This window comes from uncultured Nevskia sp. (assembly GCF_903885465.1).
Classification (GTDB): domain Bacteria; phylum Pseudomonadota; class Gammaproteobacteria; order Nevskiales; family Nevskiaceae; genus Nevskia.
Genome location: NZ_CAISIQ010000308.1, coordinates 12,241 through 32,339 on the forward strand (window position 1 = coordinate 12,241; position 20,099 = coordinate 32,339).

General features: G+C 65.0%; 18 protein-coding genes. 9 read left to right on the forward strand and 9 right to left on the reverse strand.

The window, feature by feature from the left end; translation table 11 throughout:
- Positions 1-75 precede the first annotated feature (75 nt).
- Entirely contained in the window at positions 76-909 is an 834-nt protein-coding gene (locus QZY06_RS11975; RefSeq protein ID WP_295684560.1) for a HEAT repeat domain-containing protein, read from the forward strand.
- A 10-nt stretch (positions 910-919) separates the two neighbouring features.
- On the forward strand, positions 920-1,795 hold the full coding sequence (locus QZY06_RS11980; RefSeq protein WP_295684562.1) for a HEAT repeat domain-containing protein: 876 nt from the start codon (positions 920-922) through the stop codon (positions 1,793-1,795).
- Here QZY06_RS11980 and QZY06_RS11985 read toward each other — a convergent pair.
- The 3 genes from QZY06_RS11985 to QZY06_RS11995 all read right to left on the reverse strand — a co-directional run bounded on the left by QZY06_RS11985 (position 1,792) and on the right by QZY06_RS11995 (position 6,522).
- Positions 1,792-3,888 carry an EAL domain-containing protein gene (locus QZY06_RS11985; protein ID WP_295684565.1) on the reverse strand — a complete coding sequence of 699 codons (2,097 nt, stop codon included), beginning with the start codon at positions 3,886-3,888 and terminating at the stop codon, positions 1,792-1,794. The genes QZY06_RS11980 and QZY06_RS11985 overlap by 4 nt on opposite strands.
- Before the next feature lie 182 nt (positions 3,889-4,070).
- Positions 4,071-4,715 carry a TetR/AcrR family transcriptional regulator gene (locus QZY06_RS11990; RefSeq protein ID WP_295684567.1) on the reverse strand — a complete coding sequence of 215 codons (645 nt, stop codon included), beginning with the start codon at positions 4,713-4,715 and terminating at the stop codon, positions 4,071-4,073.
- A 1-nt stretch (position 4,716) separates the two neighbouring features.
- Positions 4,717-6,522, reverse strand: a complete 1,806-nt coding sequence (locus QZY06_RS11995; RefSeq protein WP_295684571.1) for an amidohydrolase family protein — start codon at positions 6,520-6,522, stop codon at positions 4,717-4,719.
- A gap of 193 nt (positions 6,523-6,715) precedes the next feature.
- Between QZY06_RS11995 and QZY06_RS12000 the strand changes: the two genes are divergently transcribed.
- The 6 genes from QZY06_RS12000 (at position 6,716) to QZY06_RS12025 (ending at position 11,186) form a co-directional block, all read left to right on the forward strand.
- Positions 6,716-7,198 carry a YHS domain-containing (seleno)protein gene (locus tag QZY06_RS12000; RefSeq protein WP_295684574.1) on the forward strand — a complete coding sequence of 161 codons (483 nt, stop codon included), beginning with the start codon at positions 6,716-6,718 and terminating at the stop codon, positions 7,196-7,198.
- A 311-nt stretch (positions 7,199-7,509) separates the two neighbouring features.
- Positions 7,510-7,938 (forward strand): hypothetical protein, encoded by a 429-nt coding sequence (locus tag QZY06_RS12005; protein WP_295684577.1) that lies wholly within the window; start codon positions 7,510-7,512, stop codon positions 7,936-7,938.
- On the forward strand, positions 7,925-8,443 hold the full coding sequence (locus QZY06_RS12010; protein ID WP_295684580.1) for a hypothetical protein: 519 nt from the start codon (positions 7,925-7,927) through the stop codon (positions 8,441-8,443). Before QZY06_RS12005 ends, QZY06_RS12010 begins: the two co-directional genes overlap by 14 nt.
- Positions 8,444-8,456: 13 nt before the next feature.
- Entirely contained in the window at positions 8,457-9,563 is a 1,107-nt protein-coding gene (locus QZY06_RS12015) for a hypothetical protein (RefSeq protein ID WP_295684583.1), read from the forward strand.
- Between the two features lie 140 nt (positions 9,564-9,703).
- Positions 9,704-10,195, forward strand: a complete 492-nt coding sequence (locus QZY06_RS12020) for a hypothetical protein (RefSeq protein WP_295684586.1) — start codon at positions 9,704-9,706, stop codon at positions 10,193-10,195.
- A 118-nt stretch (positions 10,196-10,313) separates the two neighbouring features.
- A complete protein-coding gene (locus QZY06_RS12025) occupies positions 10,314-11,186 on the forward strand; it encodes a 23S rRNA (adenine(2030)-N(6))-methyltransferase RlmJ (RefSeq protein ID WP_295684589.1) in 873 nt (290 codons plus the stop codon).
- Here the strand turns inward: QZY06_RS12025 and QZY06_RS12030 are convergent.
- The 5 genes from QZY06_RS12030 to QZY06_RS12050 all read right to left on the reverse strand — a co-directional run bounded on the left by QZY06_RS12030 (position 11,183) and on the right by QZY06_RS12050 (position 15,482).
- The gene (locus tag QZY06_RS12030) at positions 11,183-12,106 is read right to left on the reverse strand and encodes a hypothetical protein (protein ID WP_295684591.1); all 924 of its coding nucleotides are present in this window, start codon (positions 12,104-12,106) and stop codon (positions 11,183-11,185) included. The genes QZY06_RS12025 and QZY06_RS12030 overlap by 4 nt on opposite strands.
- Before the next feature lie 32 nt (positions 12,107-12,138).
- The gene (locus tag QZY06_RS12035; RefSeq protein WP_295684593.1) at positions 12,139-12,393 is read right to left on the reverse strand and encodes a hypothetical protein; all 255 of its coding nucleotides are present in this window, start codon (positions 12,391-12,393) and stop codon (positions 12,139-12,141) included.
- A 19-nt stretch (positions 12,394-12,412) separates the two neighbouring features.
- On the reverse strand, positions 12,413-13,795 hold the full coding sequence (locus QZY06_RS12040) for an OmpP1/FadL family transporter (protein WP_295684597.1): 1,383 nt from the start codon (positions 13,793-13,795) through the stop codon (positions 12,413-12,415).
- Between the two features lie 80 nt (positions 13,796-13,875).
- On the reverse strand, positions 13,876-14,199 hold the full coding sequence (locus tag QZY06_RS12045; RefSeq protein ID WP_295684601.1) for a 2Fe-2S iron-sulfur cluster-binding protein: 324 nt from the start codon (positions 14,197-14,199) through the stop codon (positions 13,876-13,878).
- A 26-nt stretch (positions 14,200-14,225) separates the two neighbouring features.
- Positions 14,226-15,482 carry a cytochrome P450 gene (locus QZY06_RS12050; protein WP_295684605.1) on the reverse strand — a complete coding sequence of 419 codons (1,257 nt, stop codon included), beginning with the start codon at positions 15,480-15,482 and terminating at the stop codon, positions 14,226-14,228.
- Between the two features lie 167 nt (positions 15,483-15,649).
- On the opposite strand from QZY06_RS12050, the gene QZY06_RS12055 reads away from it, so the two are divergent.
- The gene (locus tag QZY06_RS12055) at positions 15,650-18,400 is read left to right on the forward strand and encodes a LuxR C-terminal-related transcriptional regulator (protein ID WP_295684607.1); all 2,751 of its coding nucleotides are present in this window, start codon (positions 15,650-15,652) and stop codon (positions 18,398-18,400) included.
- Here QZY06_RS12055 and QZY06_RS12060 read toward each other — a convergent pair.
- Positions 18,386-20,099: cation:proton antiporter (locus tag QZY06_RS12060; protein ID WP_295684609.1), on the reverse strand; the 1,714-nt coding region annotated here is incomplete at its 5' end. The two genes, QZY06_RS12055 and QZY06_RS12060, sit on opposite strands and share 15 nt — an antisense overlap.

Sequence of the window (20,099 nt, forward strand, 5' to 3'; positions counted from 1 at the left end):
GGCTTAAATGCGGTGACTACGAGGCGGCTTTTTCGCCCGAACCCGGATGCCTTCTACGCATCAATGATCGTCCCGATGCCCATGATCGCAGCGTTCGCCGAGCATGTTCGCGAACGCTACAAACCGGACCGGCCCGAGTCGTTCTGGGCTTGTACGCCGCTGTTCCGTCGTCTGGCCGATCCTAGCTTCGCCGGGCAGATGATCAATCACACGCTGCATGCGCTGAGCTGTGATCCGTCTCATATCGGCCATTGGGCCAGCGACTGGTCGGCCCGGCAGATCGTGCTGGTGCGCGAGCCAGGGTGGACCCTGTCGCTGCAGCTGATCGACAAGCCGCGCCGCTACATCCACAGCTCGCCTTCGCATCTGCTGATCACGGCGCTGAGTGGTCTGCCGTTGAGCGGCGAACTTTACGATCTGCCGCCCGGCTACGACAACGCGGTGTTCGATCCCTCGCTGAAGCTGGTGCCTGCCGGGCCCTTCAAGCTTGCCGCCGGCGAAATCCTCGCCATCGATGCCGATTGCCATGTGGCTGATTTCCGCGTCGAGCTGCCGATGATGCTGCTGAAGCTGGCGACCGCGCCGGTGCAGACCCTGGAGTGGCTGTTCAGCAAGGGCACCTTGCATCCCTGGCAGGCCAACGACGCTGATGCCGCAATGACCAATCTGAGGGTCGGCGCCTATGTGCTCGGCCGCCTCGCCCACCAGTCGTCGCTGGAGCCGATCAAGGCGCTGACCGCGCATGCCAACCAGAACGTGCGCTGGGCGGCGATCCAGAGCCTGGGGCGCCTGAGCCGCGTGGAAGCACAGAAGGTGCTGCGTGCGGCGCTTGATGATCCGCATCCCACCGTGCGTCACGCGGCGAAGCAGGTGATCGACGAGGCCGAGCGCCCGGTACGGGGGCGCTGAGCCGATGGCCATGACCCTGACCTGCGCGACCGGGCAAAGCGCCGGCATCGAGGAGTTCATCGAATACCTCGAACAAGACCGCATCGATCCGCACGACATCGACAGCATCGCCAGCGCAGCGCCGATGCTGAGCGCGCTGACCAATGATCGCGAGCTGATCGTGCGGCCGCTGAACCAGTACCTGAAGCTCGGCTTCAAGGGCTCGATGCCCGGCCTCGAACAGGCGATTCCGCTCGGCCAGCACGGCCACTTCCGGCTGCGCGCCAACGTCTGGCCTTCGACTGCCGACATCACCGCCGGCCGGGTGTTGCCGGACCAGTTCGCCTACGACCATGCGCACGACCACAACTTCCATTTCATGACCATTGCCTACTTCGGCACTGGCTATGTCACGGAGATCTACGAATACGACTACGAACGGGTCGAGGGTTACATCGGCGAGATGGTCGAGCTGCGCTTTCTGGAGCGCACCCAGTTCTCGGCCGGCCGGGCCATGCTGTACCGCGCCAGCCGCGATCTGCACATCCAGTTCCCGCCGGAAGATCTCAGCATCACCCTGAGTCTGATGGTCGAATTGCCCGAACTGCGCGGCCGTGACCAGTTCTACTTCGATCTGCAGCACCGCACGATCAGCGGCTTCGCACCGCATTCGGAAACCTCGCGGCGGATCGACATCATCGCCATGGCCGGGCAGGCCGGCAATGACGATACCTGCCAGATGCTCAACGATCTGGCACAAAGCCACCCCTGCCGACGCACCCGGCTGGCCGCCTATGAAGCGCTGGTACGCTTGCGGCCTGCCGAGGCGGTGGGGATCTGGGAGCGTGCTGCTGGCGACAATGCGCCGCTGGTGGCCAATGAGGCGCGGGCGCGACTTGCGGGCTAGCGAATGCCGACGGTGACCGGTTCGCGCGCTGCCACGGCGGTGGCATGGGCGTCCATGCCGCTCTCCTCGAAAGCCACGGCACAGGCTTCGAAATCGGCGGCTGGCAGGGCTCGTGTGAAGTAGAAGCCCTGCTGCAGCTTGCAGCCGAGGATGCGCAGCTGGCGCATCTGCGCGGTGTTCTCCACCCCTTCGGCGATCACGCCGAGATCGAGGTTCTGAGCCAGGGTCAGCGTCGCTGAAACGATCGCCAGCGCCTGCTTGGAAGCGCCCATCGAGGTCACGAACTGGCGGTCGATCTTGATCTTGTCGATCGGCAGCCGCTGCAGATAGCTGAACGAGGAATAGCCGGTGCCGAAGTCGTCGAGGCCGATGCGGAAGCCGAGGCGCTTGATCTCGGTGAGCATCGTGTGGCTGTATTCGGTGGAATCGAGCAGCGCACTTTCGGTGAGCTCGAAATCGATCAGCCGCTCGCGTGAGCCCGGAGCGCTGCTGAAGCCGCGCAGCAGTTGCAGGATGCGGCCATCGTGCACCTGGCGGACCGACAGGTTCACCGACACGCGCAGACGCCGGTTCTTGGCGGCCCAGATCTGCGCTTGTTCATGCGCCTTGATCAGGCATAGCTCGCCCAGCTGGTTGATCAGGCCCGAGTCCTCGGCGACCTGGATGAACTCGCTCGGCGGCATCAGGCCGTTTTCGGGATGGCGCCAGCGCAGCAGCGCTTCGGCGCCGACCACCAGCCCCTTCTCGACGTCGACCACTGGCTGGTAGAACGGCTCGAACTCGTCCCGCTCCAGGCCACGGCGAATCTCGCTGGCCAGGGCCAGTTGCCGGCGCATGGTGCCGGTCAGCTGCGCCGAGGCGAAGCGGGCGTTGTTGCGGCCGTTCTTCTTGGCGACGAACATTGCCGCGTCGGCGCTGGCGATGATCTGCTCGGCGGTTTCGCCATCGCCGGGAAACACGGCGATGCCGATCGACACCGACATGTTCAGCAGGTGATCGCCGAACGGATAGCTTTCGGCGAGGCCGCGCAGCAGGCAATCGGCCTGTTCGCGCAGCGGGGTTTCGAGCGCGCTGCCGGCATCGAGGCCGTCGACGGTGATCGTGAACTTGTCACCGCCGTGCCGGCACAGCAAGGCGCCCGGCGGCATGAAGCGGTGCAGGCGCGCGGTCGCTTCGCAGAGGTAGCGGTCGCCGGCCTTGTGGCCGAACTTGTCGTTGACGGCGCGGAAGTTGTCGAGATCGACATAGAACAGCGCCACCGGTTCGCGGGTCTGCCGCGATCGATCGATCGACCGCTGCAGCGTCTCTTCGAGCCGGGCGCGGTTGCCGAGGCCGGTCAGCGGATCCTGGTAGGCGAGCCGGCGCAGGCGTTCGGCCTGATCGCGGAACTGGCGCAGCGCCACGGCCATGTCGCCGAACTCGTCGGGGCGGATCGGCGGTAGATCGATATCGATTTCGCCGGCGTTGACCTGGCGGATGGCGTTGGTGGTGGCCTGCAGCGGCCGGATCACCGAGCGGACGATGCCAAGCGTCATCAGCACGCCAAGCAGGCAGGCACCGATGATGACGGCGGCGGACAGACGCACCAGATCCTTGAGCCGGCTGTGTTCGGCAGCCTGCATCTCCCCGGCCCGCGCTTGCTCGCGCTTGCTGGTGGATTGCAGGGTTTCGTCAATCAGATCGAGGCGTTGCTGCAGGGCCGCAAGCAGGGGCGTTGCCTGGGCGGCGGTAGCGGCATTGACGGCTCGCACCGACAGGCCATCGATTTCGTCGCTCGCGGTTTCGATCAGCCGGGCGCTGATCGGGTCGGTTGCCGATAGCTTGAGCAATTCCTCGTCGAAGCTCGCCTTGGCCGCTTGCTGCGCTGTTCTCGCCAGGGTCTGCTGGCTTGGGTTCGAGCTCAGTACGGCGGCATACAGCTGACCGCTGTGCTGGCGCACCAGACTCATCGCCTGCTGGGCGGCGTAGATGTTCTGGAATCGTGCGAATTGCTGCTGCCGCGCGGCACTCGCTTCCTGGTCGCGCAGCACCCCGGAACCGACCACCAGACTGGCGCCGCCCAGCACCGCGACCAGACCCAGGCAAAGGGTCATCAGTCGGGTTCTGACGCTGAAAGTCGGTCTCTTCATCCGGGTAGGGCGCGTGCCGGCTGGGGGTGCGTTCGGCCTCGCGCGAAATGACAGCAAGACTGTGCCCGGATGATAGATCAATGACGCCGGAAGTCGCGTGACTCAAAAACCCCAAGATATCTGCATTAATGCAGCGTTGCCCTGTTTCAGGGCAAGGGCGCCGCGCTGCTCAGCAAGGGCCGCAACTGGGTCAGCAGCCATTCGAGGCGTCTATCTTCGGCGGCGGCATCGTGGCGCAGGAAGCGGTCGACGCCCTCGCCATGAAACAGCGTGACCATGGTATCGACGATCACTGCGAAATCCGGCAGCGCTCGCGCCGCTTCCGGCAGCAGCAATGTGGCCAGCGCCTGATCTTCTGCGGCCCGGCGGCGCCAAAGCGGCAGCAGGGCTTCATGTAGCGCCGCATCGGTACGTGCGGCGATCAGCAGTTCGAACCAGGCTTGATGCAGCGGCGAGCGGACATTGGCGCGCAGCACGTCGAGCGCCAGTCGCAGTTCGTCCTCGCGGCTGGTCTTGAGACGCAGGAAGTCGCTTCGATACAGCTCGCGCAAGCCGCGTTCGATGTCCTCGGCGACGGCGATCAGCAACTGCAGTCGGGTCGCGTAATGGCGGAACAGCGCGCCCTGAGACAGCCCGGCGCGGCTGCAGATGTCCTGCACCGTGGTTCGGTAATAGCCGACCTCGATCAAGGCCGCCGTAGCCGCATCGAGCAGCCGCCGCGTGGTACCGGCGCGGCGCTCGGCCTGGCTGCGGCGGGCCGGGATCGCTGCGATTTCGGTGTCGTCCTGCATCTCAGGCGGCGCGGGCGAATGCAGGACTGGCGTCCACTGCACGCGCGGGAATCTCGCCGGCCCGCAGGAAGCGGCCATAGCCGGGTTTATTGCCGAAGTCCGGAGCGAATTTCGTCTGCCGGTAAGCCACACGGCCGTTGATGATCGTCGCCGTCACCGCAGCGTCGTTGCGATTGACCATGCGCGCCACGCCGCCGAATTCCGGCATCGGCGCTTCGGCGTAGGCGGCGAGGCTGTCGTCAAGTCCGCGTGGATTGATGATGGCGATATCGGCGCGATCGCCGAGGCGCAGATGCCCGGCGTCGATGCCGAACCAGTCGCCGAGTTCGCCGGTGAGCCGCCAGACCGCCTTCTCCAGACTCATGAAGGCCCGGCCTTCGGCTTGCGCGTCGTTGACCAGCTTCAGCATCCGCAGCGGGAAGTTGTAGAACGCCATGTTGCGGATATGGGCGCCGGCATCGGAGAACGACAGGATCGCGCCTTTTTCCTGGACGATCGCTTCGAGCCGATGCTTGCGGTAGTTGCCGATCGTGGTCTTCCAGCGCAGCGCCTTGCCGTGGGCGACCACCAGATCGAGGAAGGCATCGACCGGATGGATGCCGCGGGCATCGGCCACCGCGCCGAAGCTCTTGCCGACGACGCTGGCATCCGGGCAGCCGACGATCGCTGCATCGTGGAAATCGCGATGCCAGACGCGCGGCGTCAGCTTCGATTCATAGTTCTTGCGGAACCAGCGGCGGTAGCTTTCATCCTGCAGCAGCTTGTTGCGCTCGATCTCGTCGGCCAGATGCAGGGCGGCTTCGCCGGCACCGAATTCCTCGAAGATCACCAGATCAATGCCGTCGGCATGGACTTCGAACGGGCAGGGCAGTGCCTGCCAGCGGAAATCGGCGCCGAGAAATCGATTGCAGAAATGGGCGAGCTTGCCGACCACGCGATGCAGCAGGCCGTTCGATTTCACATCCATCAAGGTGATCAAGGTCGTCTTCAGCGGCTTCCGGAACCAGCCGAAACTGGCGAACAGAAACGCGAACATGTTGATCTTGGTGACGATGTCCGGCGCGCCCTGATGAATGCGGCCGCGGCGGCGCAGGATGCGGTTCAGCTGCGCGTATTCGCGCCATTTCGCATAGGTGGTCGGCAGGCTTTTGCTGCGCTCGCGATCGCCGTCGAGCTTGTCCCACTTGGTGGTCATCGTCGACAGACCGAGCAGGCCGACATCGAGGCCTTCCTCGAGCACCGCTTCCATGCGTTGCATCTCGGCGGCAGTGGGCTGTACCTGCTTGTCGACCGCCCGCGACAGGCCCATCACCGACACCCGCAGATCCGAATGGCCGAGAAACGCGGTGACGTTGGGGCCGAGCGGCATCTGCTCGAGATGGGCGACGTAGCCGCGCGGCGTGTTCCAGGTCTTGGTTCGTTTCAACAACGGCAGCACTTCTTCGCGCGGGATCGATTCGACCCGCGTGAACAGGTCCGAACAGTCCTCGGCATCGGAGCAGACCATGCCGATCGAGCAGGAGCCGAAAGTCACCGTGGTCACGCCGTGGCGCACGCTTTCCTTGAGGCCGGGGCCGGCGAGCAGTTCGGCGTCGTAGTGCGTGTGGGTATCGAGAAAGCCGGGCATGACCCACTGGCCCGCGGCATTGATGATCTCGGGGCAGCCGGTTTCGTCGAGCGGCGTGGCCGAGATCGCGGCCACGTGGCCGTCGCGGATGCCGAGATGGCGGATCGCCGACGGCCCACCGCTGCCGTCGAAATGACGGCCGTTGTTGATGATCAGATCAAACGCTGCGTTCGCAGTCATGGTTCTCGCTCCGCTGGGGCCGCTGTGAGCAGGCACCATATGAAAGATAGAGAGTGAATGCAATCTAAATTTGGCAAGTCATGAACGATCGGTAGCAAAAGCCGGACGCCGCCAACTGGCTGCCGCTGCCAGGCACGAGGATCATGCAGTCCATCAAGAACGGACCTTGTTCCGCATTTCAGGAGTGAACATCATGAATTCGATCAAACGTTTCGCCGGGACCTTGCTGTTGAGCCTGGCCGCTGTAGGCCCGGCCCTGGCCGCGCCGGCAATCAATACCTTTGGCGAAGGCGGCGGCTACTTCAGCGATCCGAAACGCACCGATATCGCGATCCGCGGCTATGACCCGGTGGCCTATTTCACCGACGGCAAGCCAGTGAAGGGCAGCGACAAGTTCGTCCACGAATGGATGGGCGCGAAGTGGCAGTTCGCGAGCCAGGATCATCTCGACAAATTCAAGGCCGAGCCGGCCAAGTACGCGCCGCAGTACGGCGGCTACTGTGCTTACGGCATCGCCGAGGGCCACGTGGTGAAGATCGAGCCGGATCAATGGACGATCGTCGACGGCAAGCTGTATCTGAACTACGACGCAGACGTTTCGAAGAAGTGGAAGCAGGACAAGGCCGGCTACATCAAGAAGGCCGATGCCAGCTTCGATAGCGTGATCAAGAAGTAGCGCGGATCGTCATCGACGGCGCCCTTCGGAGCAACCAGCATGGACGTTGGCGCTGTCACGTTAGAATATTGTTCAAATTACGCCCGCTTATCTGCACATCCTCAGGTGTTTTACGAGCTCGGATCCAATCCACAGGCGTGGCATCGGGCGGCCGTAGACAGGATCAAGCATGAAATCGGACCTTGCGGGTATAGCCCGTGCTGAGTCCTTTGCGGCAAGTTGCTCATAACGGCGCACAGGGCGCTCGTGCGGAGTTGTTACGGATGCGAGACCGTTTTCTGAGAGGCCTGTATCGCCTGATGGACAGCCCTTTGGGTGCAGTCCTCGGTGCGATGGTCTACGGCCTTTGGGCGTTCTTCGTGAATCGCCATGTCGGCTGGCCACACGCGGCAGTGATCGGCCTCACGCACTGGATGATGAGCGTGATCATCACCATGAGCTGCGTGGTGCTGATGCGCACGCTGTTCTGGCTGCCCAGCACGCCGAAGCGCGGCGCGGCGCTGTCGATCACCGGCAGCCTGACGCTGACCTACACGCTGCTGATCAGCGTGCATCTGTTCCTCGGCACGCCGAGTATTTTGCTGACACTGGCGCCAGGCTTGGCGCCGACGATCGGATTCGCCTTTACCTATGCAATGCTGATGTATCGCGAGAACGCCGATGCCGCCTGGACCCTGGCGCTGAAGCGCTGTCAGCCCACGTCTCTGGCGCCGCTCGGAGGTCCGCATGCACGCGCGTGATCCTCTTGGCCGGGCTGTGGTCTATGCCATCGACATGCTGCATCAGGGCGCCGGCATCGCCGAAATCGCCGAGCGTGCGGGCCTGCGTTTCGAAGAGCAGATCGGCCCCCATCTGCGCCACATCATCGAGCATTACGAAGTGCTGCTCGCCGGCATCGATCAGGGCGTCGTCGACTACGACAACCGTGGCCGGGATCGTAGTGTCGAGCGTGATCCGGCGATCGCCAAGGCGCGTTGCGAACGGCTCGCCGAAGGCCTGAAGAAAAGACTGGATCGTCCCTGGCCGGAAACGCTCGCCGTGGCTTTCGATGGCGGCGTGGCGGGCGATGACCGCTTCGTCAGCGGCTCTACGCCCTTGCGTGAACTGCTGTTCGTCGCCGGCCACGCCGTTCACCACTATGCACTGCTGCGCCTGGTGCTGAAGCCGCAAGGCCTGACCCTGCCCGAGACTGTCGGCAAGGCGGCGGCGACGATCCGCTACGAGCGCGAGCACAAGGCTTCTTGATGAGTTGCCCGCGATGACCAGTCCGGCGGCCGAGCAGGTCGCAGCGGCAAGCTTTCAAACAAGCTTCCGCGATCGGCTTGGCATCAAGCTGTCGCGGCTCGCGCGTTGGGAGTTCTGGCCTGCCTGGGCGTTCTATCCGCCGATCGTCGCCTACATCTTCGCCCGCTCGGCGCGCGCCACGCCGTTCATGGCGGTGACTGCGGCCAACCCCTGCCTGAAAGCCAGCGGCATCATCGGCGAGACCAAGCAGGACGCGCTGCGACCGCTGCAAACCAACGCGCCGGACTACGTTGCCGAGTTCACGATGCTGCCGGTCGTCTGGCCGCTGGCCGAACGCATCGAAGCGTTGCGTCGCTTCGTCGAGGCAGGGCCGGGCTACCCCGTCGTGCTGAAGCCGGACATCGGCCAGCGCGGCCGCGGTGTCGCCGTGATTCGCAACGAGGCGCAGGCGGCGGACTATCTCGCTGCTGCGCTTGATGATGTCGTCCTTCAACGGCACATCAGCGGTGCCGAATTCGGTGTCTTCGTCTATCGCGATCCGAAGACGGCGCGAGTCGAGCTGCTGTCGATCGTCAACAAGTGCTTCCCGACCGTGACTGGTGATGGCCACCGCTCGCTCGGCGAACTGATTCTCGATGATCCGCGCGCACGGCTGATCGCCCCCGGCTTGTTCGAGCGTTTTGCCGCAAGGCTCGAGGAAGTTCCGGCCGCTGATGTCGTCGTGCCGCTGGTGGAGATCGGCGCCCACTGCCGCGGTTCGCTGTTTCTCGACGGCCACCAGTTCAAGACCGAGCCATTGCGACTGGCGATGACGGCGATCGTCGACGCCGTGCCCGGCTATCACTTCGGCCGTATCGATCTCCGTTGCCCGGATGACGACGCCTTGCGCGAAGGACGCGGTATCAAGGTGATGGAGCTGAACGGCGTCACCGCCGAATCGGCCCACATCTACCATCCGGGCACGCCGCTGCTGGACGGCTGGAAGGCGATGATCGCGCAGTGGAAGCTGGCGATCGAGATCGGTGAAGCGAATGCGGCGAACGGCGCAGCAACGATCAGCTTCATCGAACTCCTGAAACTGTGGCGCGCCGACATGAAGCGTGGTGAACGCTGGTTTTGATCGGCCGGTGTTCGGCTGAATCATTCGCGTGAACGATCGGTAGCAAAGCCTGTACGCAGGCCACTGGCTGTATGTGCTGCCGACGCGCAAGCTGCCTGCATCCGGCCTTAGCGGCCTCAACGATGCTCAGGAGCCTGCTCATGGACTTCATCAGGAAACACGCCATCAAGCTGCCGGCGCTGTTCGTCTGCTTCGTGTTCGTGCAATCGCTGTTCTTCAAGTTCACGCGCAACGTCGAAACCATCTACATCTTCGAAGAGAAGCTCGATCCCTGGGCCGCCAGCCTCGGCTTTCCGGGCCTGTTCGCGCCGGGTGGTTTGTTCAGCGCCTACGTCGTCGGCTCCGCCGAACTGGTCGCATCGAGCCTGATCCTGTTCGGCACCCTGACGGCCCGGCCGCGCATTCAGGGCCTTGGTGCGCTGCTCGGCTTGGCCGTGATCAGCGGCGCGATCATGTTCCACCTGTTCACGCCGCTCGGCGTGTCGGTGCGCAATGCCGATGGCAGCTTCGATGGCGGCCAGCTGTTTGCGATGGCTTGCCTGGTCTGGCTGGCCTGCCTGTTGATCGCGTTCGTTCGCCGTAACGAACTTCTGGGGCTGATCGGCATCCGGCGTTCGATGACGCCCGCTTGATGCACGTCCAGCATCAGGGACCGTCGTTCGAATACCGAGATTCCAGCGGGCGACAGCTTGGTGAGCAGCCATAATGACGACTGTGGAGCTTTCTCCCACCTTCTGACTGCTGGTCACCATGCATTACCGCCACCACTACCACGCCGGCAACTTCGCCGACGTCTTCAAGCATGTCCTCGTCACCGGGCTGCTGACCGCACTCAGCCGCAAGGACAAGCCCTGGGCCTTTGTCGATACCCATGCTGGCGCCGGCGATTACGACCTCGGTGATCCGGTTGCTGATCGCACCGGCGAATGGCGCGACGGCATCGGGCGTTTTGCCGATGTCTCGGTCGACGCGCCTTCGACGCCACCAGCCGTTGCGGCCTATCTGCGCTTGGTGCGGGCGGGTAATGCCGACGGCGGTTGCCGTTTCTATCCGGGTTCGCCTCGGCTCGCGCAGCAGATGCTGCGGCCGGTGCTCGGCGATCGGCTGATCCTCTGCGAGAAGATCGAGGAAGTGGCTGACGAACTGCGCCGCACGATGCGCGGCTCGGGGGCGACGATCCACGTTCGCGATGGTTACGAAGCGCATTCCTTGCTGCCGCCGCCGGAGAAGCGGGCGCTGGTGCTGATCGATCCGCCGTTCGAGCGTACGGACGAATACGAGGCGGCGTCCGAGCTGATCCGCAAATCGGTTGCGCGCTTCGCCAATGGCATCTACGCGGCCTGGTATCCGATTAAAAACACCCATGTCGCCTCAAGCTTCGTGCGCCGCGTGGCGCGCGAGACCGGCAAGCCGACCCTGCAGCTATCGATCGAGGTCGACATTCCGGCGCGTGAGCCTTCGCCGATCACCGGCGTGGTCAAGCATCCGATGTCGACCTGCGGGCTGCTGGTAGTCAATCCGCCGTTCGGCTTCGATGCCGAGATGCGTGCGGTGCTGGCCTATCTCACGCCGATCCTGGCGCAGGGCTCGCGCGCGGAGTGGACAGTTAGCTTCGTCGACTAAGCGAGTCCGACCCACGGCAGGCGATAGCCGGTCTCGAACAGGCCGTAGCCCAGCGTGCCGTCGCTCATCCGGTATTCCATCCACTGCTCGCGCAGCACGAAGGTATCGAGCGGGAACAGCCAGCTGAATAGCGGCTTGGCGGTGAATTCGTAGCTGCGATCGAGTTCGTCGGTGAAGCGCCAGTGGGCGCTGGCCACGGTGAACGGCTCGCTGCCGAATTCGAGCTGGTCTTCGATGTGGGTCACGCGCAGCCAGCGTTGTCCGTCGTGGAACATGCGCATGTAGGCCGAGCCGCCGTTGGTCGAGATGCCACGGATGCCGGACAGCGCCATGCCGTTTTCGAAGATCGGCCAGGCGAGACGATAGTGCTGCAGCGCGTCCCAGTTGCGCGGGCCGGCGGCGATGTCGCGGAAGCCCTGGCCGTTGAGTTCCATGCGCGTGCCGCGATGGATCAGATGGCCTCTGACGGTCGATGTGCCTTCAAGATGGATATGGGCGATCTCGCGGGCAAACGAGCCTTCCTTGTCCTGGGTCATCGCGATGCAGTCTTCCATCGGCTGCAATTCGTCCCAGACCAGATCGAGCGAGAAGTCCTGCATCGCAAAGGTGATTCGCGTGCGCTTCAACGGCACTTCGGCGTGCACGCGCATGCCGGCCAGTTCCAGACCTTCGAGCGGGCGCGTGGTCGTGTACGGCAGGTTCAGGTTGGTGCGCGTGAACACTGGCAGGCCGTCCTTGAACGCGATCAGCCAGGTATTGGCCTCGGGTACGTTCTCGAGCAGGCCGATGCGGATCAGCACGCCGGTCTTGGTCGCCGGGTCATAGGCGTTGTAGTAGTAGCTCTGGCTCCAGCGCGGGTTGCCGTTGCCGGAGATCAGGCCTTCGTACTGTTCGTAGTTCTGGGATGTGTTCTGGGACATGGATTCAGTCGTCGTGAGGGCGGGCAGCGTGCTCAGAGCACTTCGGAACTATGCACGATCGGCCGGCTCTCCCGGCTGCCTCGCATGCGCTTGCCGGGCATGGTCGGATCGTTCGGTGAAATCTCGACGTGATCGTCGTGCACGGCGAGCAGGGTGCCGACGAACGGGAAATCGTCGAATCGATCCGGCACCCGGTAGCTGACCATATCGCCAGCCTTGAAGCGGGCCGGATCGAAGTTGAACGAGAACGGGCAGGCTTCGCCGCCGCTCTGACCAAGATTCTGCATGTCTTCTGCTCCTGTCGGGCTAGAACCGGTAGCCGTAGCTCAGCACCGGATTGAACTGGCGATTGCGGACTTCGATCGGCGGCACGCTGTTGACGTTGCCGCCCGGATTGTTGACCGCCGGCGTGAAGCCATAGCTAAGCCCCAAGCCCAGCTCGTGGGCTGAGGCGAGTTGCCAGACCAGCGTCGAGGTCAGGTGGTTGCGGGTGGTGGTCGAGAACGAGGCATTCAGCGCGCCACTGTCCTGTAGCTGCTGGAAGGTATGCGAGCCGCCGGCGCGCAGGGTCCAGGCCGGCAGGAACCGCCACTCGGCGCCCAGCGACAAGGTGGTGATGTCGCGGAAGCCGGTCGGCAGCGAGACGCGCAGATCGCCGCCGTCGTCGGAGCGGAAGCTGACCACGGTGTTGCCGAAGGACTTCGACCAGAACATGTGGCGCAGATCGGCGACCACCGCGAAGTGCGAGGTCAGCCGCTGCGAGATGCCGATCAGCCAGGCGTCCGGGAACTGCAGGCGCGGCAGCTTGCCGGTGCCGGGCAGGACGATCTGGTTGTTGTCGGCATCGATCGCGGTGAGCGTGCCGCGGCCCGAAAAGTTGGCGAGCAGGGTCTTGAACTCGTAGCCGAGCGCGACCGCGGTTGCTGGCGTCGGCTGCCAGGTGACACCGACTCGGCCGCCGATGCCCTGACTGGTCAGCGCCGAAGCCAGGTAGTTATTGCGAATGAAGTCGAAGTGCGCGCCAGACAAATTCGGGATGCCGGCCAGCACCGGCACCAGACTGCCGGTTGCGCGGCCCGAGGCGATCAAGCCGCCGACCTGCTGGGCATCGAGCAGGCTGGCCAGGTTGACCGAGGAATTGACGTAATCGAGGCTGGCGCCAAGCCGCCACTGCGGGTGCGGCCGCCAGGCGATCGCCAGCGGAATCCGCAGCGCGCCGATGCGCGAGGACACAGGCAGGCCGGTCACGACGTTGTTGGTGGTGGTGCGCGACAGAAAAGTATCGCGACCGAATTCGACGCCGAAACCACCCGCCGCGAACAGGCCGGTGCCGAAGGCAAAGTTGCCGCGGCGAACCGCGAACGCCACTTCCGGCAGATCGTAGGGGCCGCGATTGCCGCCATAGCCGAGATTGCGTGCGCGCTCGCCGGTCGCCGTATTGATCACCTCGACTCGGGCCTGGATTTCGGTGAACTGGAACTGGAACTCGTGCTCGCCCTGTATCGACAGCAGCTCCGCCGGATTGAACAGCACCGCCGCGGCGCCGGTCGGGTGCGCAAGGCCACCACCACCGAGACCGCGCGATATCGGGCCGAAGCCTTCGACTCTTGCCAACTCGGCAGCCTGCGCCGTAGCGACCGACGCGAGCAAGGCGCCGGCGGCGAACAAATGGCGGAGCAACGGGGTCATCGAATTCGGGCGCATGGGAGCTGGTTCAGGAGGGCCTATGCGTATTGTGAACGGTGTTACATAAATTCTGCACCCCCGGATCAATGCTGATCCGTCGGCATCCGCAGTACCAGGCCGTCATGGCTGTCGTCGAGTTCGATCTGGCAGGCGAGACGGCTGAACGGCGTCGCGCCATCGGTCAGCGCCAGCATTTCCTGCTCGATACCCGGCCGCGCCGGGCCGATCTTGTCGAGCCAGTTCTGATCGACCCAGACATGGCAGGTGCCGCAGGCGGCAACGCCGCCGCAGTCGCCGTCGATACCGGGAATGCGGTGCTGCACGGCGGTCTGCATCGCGGAGCTGCCGCTATCGGCGTCGACCGCGTGCTCGGTACCGGTGGACGTGATGTAGATGATCTTGGGCATGGTTGTTCTCTTGTTCAGGATGGCGATCAGGCGTGCAGGCGAACCTGCATCTCGACATAGCCGTGGATCAGGTTCGACGGCACCCGCAGCGGTTCGCCGACCACCTCGATGCGCGAATAGCGCTTGAGCATTTCTTCCCACAGCACCTTGATCTGCAGCTCGGCGAGACGGTTGCCGAGGCAGCGATGAATGCCGAAGCCGAACGACAGGTGATGGCGCGCGCGCGGCCGGTCGACGATGAAATCCTGTGGCCGGTCGATCACCTCTTCGTCGCGGTTGCCGGACAGGTACCACATCACCACCTTGTCGCCCTTCTTGATCTGCTGGCCGCGGAACTCGACGTCCTCGATCGCCGTGCGGCGCATGTGCGAGATCGGCGTCTGCCAGCGAATCACCTCGGGGACGATGCTGGCCAGCAGCGAAGGATCAGCCTTGGCTTTGGCGAACTCGTCCGGGAAGAGATGAGCGGCCATCGCGCTGCCGGACATCGAGCTGCGCGTGGTGTCGTTGCCGCCGACGATCAGCAGCACCAGCATGCCGAGGAAGTCGGTCGGGGTCATGCCCTGCATCGCCGGCGAATGGGCCAGCATCGAGATCAGGTCGGCCTTCGGCGGCAGCTTCTGACGCTCGTCCCACAGGTTCTGGAAGTAGCCGAGGCATTCCATCAGCTCGGCGGTGCGCTGCTCCCAGGTATCGACCAGGCCATAGCCCGGACGCGTGGTGACGACGTCGCTCCAGCGGGTCAGCTTGGCGCGGTCCGCGAACGGAAAGTCGAGCAGGGTCGCCAGCATCATCGTGGTCAGCGGGATCGACACCTGATCGACCCAATTGAAGGTTTCACCGATCGGCAGGCTGTCGAACAGATCCTTGGTGCGGCTGCGGATCAGGTTTTCGAAGCGCAGCAGATTGGCCGGGGCGACGATCGGGCTGACTGCCATGCGGTGCACGTCGTGCACCGGCTGATCCATGCCGAGGAAGTTCGGCATCGAGATGCCGCCCTCGACCGCGTTCAGCGTGGTGTCGTCGAGCACGAAGCTGCCATTCGTGTGATCGGACGAGAACTGCTTGTGGTTGGTGTCGATCGCGACGATGTCGTGAAACTTGGTGATCGACCAGTACGGGCCGTACAGGCTGGCCTTGCAGTAGTGCACTGGCGCTTCCTTGCGCAGGCGCTCGAAATACGGGTGCAGCGCCTCGCGCTGGTACAGGCTGACGTCGCTGACGTCGAAATCCTCGAGCGGCATCGTGCGGGCGCGCTCGGCGTCGTTGATTGCGATATCCATCGTTTCCTCCAGTAAGGTCTTCAGGCTCCGGTCTGGCGCCGGGCTGCGATGCAACGGAGTGAAAGCTAGCGCTCAGGGATGGGCAAAAAACCGTACTTCGGGAGGGGAACCCTGGGATCGGGTTCGGGATAGGCTGAGCCCCCGTTATCCCCGCCGAGGAACAGGCCTTGCCGAAATCGAGCCGCCCGCGCACCCGCGCCGGCAACGGCAAAACTGCCGCGACCGAACGCAAGGTCGGCCGCAGCGATCCGCCGACTTTCGTCTTCGAGCCATTGCGCACGGCCGTCCTTGATCGCGTGCTCGGCAGCAGCGGGCTGTCGAACAAGCTGCTCGGCATCGTCGCGCCCGTCGGCTACGGCAAGACGGTGCTGATGTCGCAGCTGATGGCCGATCTGCAACGGGCCGGCAAGCAATGCCTCTGGTACGCGCTCGACGAACGCGACACCACCGCCGATGCGGTGATCGGCGGCCTGCGCAGCCTGCTGCAGAGCCGGCCTTCGAAGCTGCATCCGACCCAAGCGCTGTTCAGCGGCGATGAAACCGTCGACCGGCACATCGATGCGCTGATCGACACGCTGAACCGCTATCCGCTGCCGATCACCCTGTTCATCGACAACCTGCACTACTGCAACGAACCGGCGCTGGGCCGGCTGCTCGATCGCCTGTGCTTCGCCACGCGCGCCAGCGTCAACCTGGTGCTCAGCGGCACCAGCGCCCTGCCGCTGAACAGCACGCGGGCAGTGCTCGAAGGCTTGATCCGCAGCATCGGCCCGGCCGATCTCAGCTTCGGTGTCGACGAGGTTGCGCGGCTGCTCGGCCCGGCGCTGTGCACAGCACTTGGCAAGGCCGGCGTCGCCGCCGTCGCGCAGCAGACTGAAGGCTGGCCGGCGGCCACACGAATGGCGCAGATCATCCTCGCCGGCAGCGCCACGCCGCGCACCGCGCTGGATGGTTTTGCCGGCACCGACGAAGGTCTGGCCTATCTGCTGAATCGCCAGGTGCTGTCCGGCTTTTCAGCGGAGGCGCGCGAGTTCCTGCTGGTCATCAGCCTGCTGCGCAGCTTCTGTCTGGATCTCTGCCGCCACGCCAGCGGTGATCCGCGCGCTGCCGAATGGCTGGACGATCTAGTCAAGCGCAATGTCTTCATCATCCCGCTCGACCGCAACGGCGACTGGTACCGGCTGCATGGCCTGTTCCGCGATTATCTGGTGCGCGAAGCCGGGCGCGGTTTGAGCGATAGCCGCCGCCGCGCGGTGATGCGCCGCGCCGCGCTATGGTGCGAGAAGCAGGGCTACTGGCGTGAAGCGGTCGACTACGCGCTGGCCTCGGAATCGCCGACCACGGCCTGCCAGATCCTTGAACGCATCGCCCGGTCGTTCGTCCGTGATCGCGGTGACGTGCTGCAGTACCTGCGCTGGATCGAAGCGCTGCACGCGCGCCGCCTCGAAGCCGGCCCGGAAGCGGAGTTCTGGTACATCTGGGCGCTGGCCTTCTGCCGGCGCTACGAGCAGGCGCGTCAGCACAGTGCGCGCCTGTCGGCACGGCTGGCGACGCAGGACGGTGACAGCGCGGTGCTGCAGCGCCGGCTGGCGATCCTGCGCATCTCGATCGACAGCCTCAGCGACCACCTCAACGACGCCTACGCCGGCGCTGTCCACTGGATGGCCTCGGCGCGCGACGACGACGATCCGTTCAATGTCGCCGCCGCGACCTGCATCGCCTCCGGCTACCACGTCAGCCACTTCCACTTCGCCGAAGCACGGCGCTCGATCCAGGGTGCGCGCCAAGCTGCGTTCCAGACCGGCAGCGCCTATGTCGACGGCTGGGTCTCGGCCTACGCCTCGCTCGCACCAATCTACGAGGGCGACTGCGCGACTGCCTATGCGGCGCTGGTCGTGGCACTCGATGCCGCCCGAGAAGCCCTCGGCGGCCCGGCCGGCATCAGCAGCAATCTGGCGCTGCTGGCGGCGCGTTGCGCGATCGACATGGGCCTCGCCAGCGAGGCGCGACAGCTCGTGCAATACGGGCTGAAAGCGGTGCGCACCCATGGCTTCCTCGAAGCCACGGCGCTCGGCGTCGAAGCCGCCGTGCTGCTCTGGACCGGCGTCGACGACGAGGTGGTGGCGCTGGCCACGCTGCACGAGATCGCTGCGGTCTATCCGCCGCGGCTGGCGCAGATGCTGTCCTGCTTCCTGATCCGGCGCTTGCTCGAACTCGGCCGCGTTCAGGAGGCGGTCGATGAAGCGGCGCGGCTCGGCCTGCACGAGCCGGGTGCCTTGGCCGAGCAGCGGCGTATCCCGCAAATGCGCGAGTTGATCGTCGCCACTGAATTGGAGCTGCTGATCGCCGAAGGCCGCCAGAAGCAGGCCGAGGCGCTGATCGCCACGGCGCTGACCGAGGCGCGCAAGAGCGGCCGCCAGGCGCGGCTGATCGAGCTGCTGTTGTTGCGCGGCCAGCTCGCCGCCGCGACCCAGCGCGACAGCCTGCTGCGCCGCGATCTGGTGCAGGCGATCCGCATCGCCACGCCGCGGCGCATCGTCCGGCCGTTCCTGCGCCACGCCGAAACGCTGGCCACGACCTTGTCGGAGCTGAAGCCGGGCGACGCCGGGTTGGCCTCGGTCGACGAGCAGCGCTTCTTCAACGAGCTGTGCGGGCGCCTGAGTTCAGCGCCGGCGAAGGGCCGCGACGCAGGCAGGCAAGGGGCCGAGCCGAAGCTGCTCGGCAAGCTGACGCGCCGCGAACTCGAGCTGCTGCAGCTGCTCGCCACCGGCCTCAACAACCAGCAGCTCGCCGATCACGGCGAGGTGTCGCTGACCACGATCAAGTGGCATCTGCAGAACCTGTACGCGAAGCTCGATGTGTCGAGCCGCTCAGCGGCACTGGCGCAGGCGCGGGTGCTGAATCTACTCGGCGGTTAGGGCCAGGGGCTTACTAGGCTGGGCGCACTGATCGAGCACATAGCGGCTCATCGAATGGCCGAGTTCGTTTTCGGCGAGCAGCGCCAATGCTGCGCCGGCGCTGCGGAAATGCTCCAGCTCGTCGTCGTCCTCGGCGCGCACGACGATCGGCAGCGCCGGGTTGGCGGCACGCACCAGATTGAAGATGCGCTTGGTTTCCAGCTCGTTGGGAATCGCCAGCACCAGCAGGCGCGCGCGATCCAGCACCGCCTGGGTCAGCAGATCGGCGATCGCGGCGTCGCCGGAAATCACCGGGATGCCGCGCTTGCGTAGACGGTCGACGATGTCGCGGCTGCGCTCGATGACGATGAAGCGCTGCCCGGCCTTGTGCAGGTCCTTGCCGATCACCCGGCCGACGCGGCCGTAGCCGATCAGCACGACATGGTTCTCGAGATCGCTGGGCGCGCTCATTGATTCGATCGACGCCAGACGATCGGCCTGCGCCTGCGCCGAGCGCCGCTCGAAGCGTGCCGCCAGCCGGAAGGCCATCGGGTTCAGCGTGATCGACAGCAGCGCACCGGCCAGCACCAGATCGCGTCCTTCAGCCGGCATCAGACCCAGCGTGACGCCGAGGCCGATCAGGATGAACGAGAACTCGCCGATCTGGGCCAGGCTGGCGGAGACGGTCAGCGCGGTGGCCAGTGGATGGCGGAAGACCAGCACGATCGCCAGTGCCGCCAGCGATTTGCCGACCATGATGATCGCCAGCACCGCGAGCACCTCCAGCGGCTGCCGCAGCAGCACGGCCGGATCGAACAGCATGCCGACCGAGACGAAGAACAGCACCGCGAACACGTGCTCGAGCACTTCCGCCTGGCTGGAGAAACGCTGGGTCAGGCCGGCCTCGTTGACCACCACGCCGGCCAGGAAGGCGCCGAGCGCGAACGACACGCCGAAGGTCACCGCAGCGCCGTAGGCCATGCTGATCGCCAGCACGGTGACGAACAGGGTGATCAGTTCGCGTGAGCCGGATTTAAGCAGCGCTGCCGACAGCCACGGAAACAGCCGCAGGCCGATTGCGTAGGTCAGGCCGAAGAACGCGGCGATCTTCAGGAAGGTGATCGAGATCGTGTACCAGAGCGGCTTGCTGCTGACCGTCAGCGAATCCGCGGTGCCGCCGAGATGGCTGGCGAACGCCGGCAGCAGGATCAGCGCCAGCACCATCGCCAGATCCTCGACCACCAGCCAGCCGACCGCGATGCGGCCATTGGCGCTGTCGACCAGGCCGCGGTCCTGCAGATTGCGCAGCATCACCACGGTACTGGCCACCGATAGCGACAGGCCGAACACCAGCGCACCGCCAAGCGGCCAGCCCCACCAGGCGGTCGCCAGCCAGTAGCCGAGCGCGGTGGCGACGCCGATCTGGACGATCGCGCCGGGCAGGGCGATGCGCCGCACCGACCACAGATCGCGGATCGAGAAATGAGTGCCGACGCCGAACATCAGCAGGATCACGCCGATCTCGGCCAGTTCCCTGGCGATCTCGCTGTCGGCAACGAAGCCCGGCGTGAACGGCCCGACCAGCACGCCGGCGACCAGATAGCCGACCAGCGGCGGCAGGCCCAGACGCATCGCCGCGAAGCCGGCAATGAAGGCGATGCCGAGGCCCACGGAGATGGTCGCGATCAGCGGAAGTTCGTGGGTCAGATCCATCGTCGTC

What these genes read in the sequence shown, in the direction of transcription:
- QZY06_RS11975 (WP_295684560.1), top strand. Translation starts at nt 76, where the DNA reads ATGCCCATGATCGCAGCGTTCGCCGAGCATGTTCGCGAACGCTACAAA.
- QZY06_RS11980 (WP_295684562.1), top strand. Translation starts at nt 920, where the DNA reads ATGACCCTGACCTGCGCGACCGGGCAAAGCGCCGGCATCGAGGAGTTC.
- QZY06_RS11985 (WP_295684565.1), bottom strand. Translation starts at nt 3,888, where the DNA reads ATGACCCTTTGCCTGGGTCTGGTCGCGGTGCTGGGCGGCGCCAGTCTG.
- QZY06_RS11990 (WP_295684567.1), bottom strand. Translation starts at nt 4,715, where the DNA reads ATGCAGGACGACACCGAAATCGCAGCGATCCCGGCCCGCCGCAGCCAG.
- QZY06_RS11995 (WP_295684571.1), bottom strand. Translation starts at nt 6,522, where the DNA reads ATGACTGCGAACGCAGCGTTTGATCTGATCATCAACAACGGCCGTCAT.
- QZY06_RS12000 (WP_295684574.1), top strand. Translation starts at nt 6,716, where the DNA reads ATGAATTCGATCAAACGTTTCGCCGGGACCTTGCTGTTGAGCCTGGCC.
- QZY06_RS12010 (WP_295684580.1), top strand. Translation starts at nt 7,925, where the DNA reads ATGCACGCGCGTGATCCTCTTGGCCGGGCTGTGGTCTATGCCATCGAC.
- QZY06_RS12015 (WP_295684583.1), top strand. Translation starts at nt 8,457, where the DNA reads ATGACCAGTCCGGCGGCCGAGCAGGTCGCAGCGGCAAGCTTTCAAACA.
- QZY06_RS12020 (WP_295684586.1), top strand. Translation starts at nt 9,704, where the DNA reads ATGGACTTCATCAGGAAACACGCCATCAAGCTGCCGGCGCTGTTCGTC.
- QZY06_RS12025 (WP_295684589.1), top strand. Translation starts at nt 10,314, where the DNA reads ATGCATTACCGCCACCACTACCACGCCGGCAACTTCGCCGACGTCTTC.
- QZY06_RS12030 (WP_295684591.1), bottom strand. Translation starts at nt 12,106, where the DNA reads ATGTCCCAGAACACATCCCAGAACTACGAACAGTACGAAGGCCTGATC.
- QZY06_RS12035 (WP_295684593.1), bottom strand. Translation starts at nt 12,393, where the DNA reads ATGCAGAATCTTGGTCAGAGCGGCGGCGAAGCCTGCCCGTTCTCGTTC.
- QZY06_RS12040 (WP_295684597.1), bottom strand. Translation starts at nt 13,795, where the DNA reads ATGACCCCGTTGCTCCGCCATTTGTTCGCCGCCGGCGCCTTGCTCGCG.
- QZY06_RS12045 (WP_295684601.1), bottom strand. Translation starts at nt 14,199, where the DNA reads ATGCCCAAGATCATCTACATCACGTCCACCGGTACCGAGCACGCGGTC.
- QZY06_RS12050 (WP_295684605.1), bottom strand. Translation starts at nt 15,482, where the DNA reads ATGGATATCGCAATCAACGACGCCGAGCGCGCCCGCACGATGCCGCTC.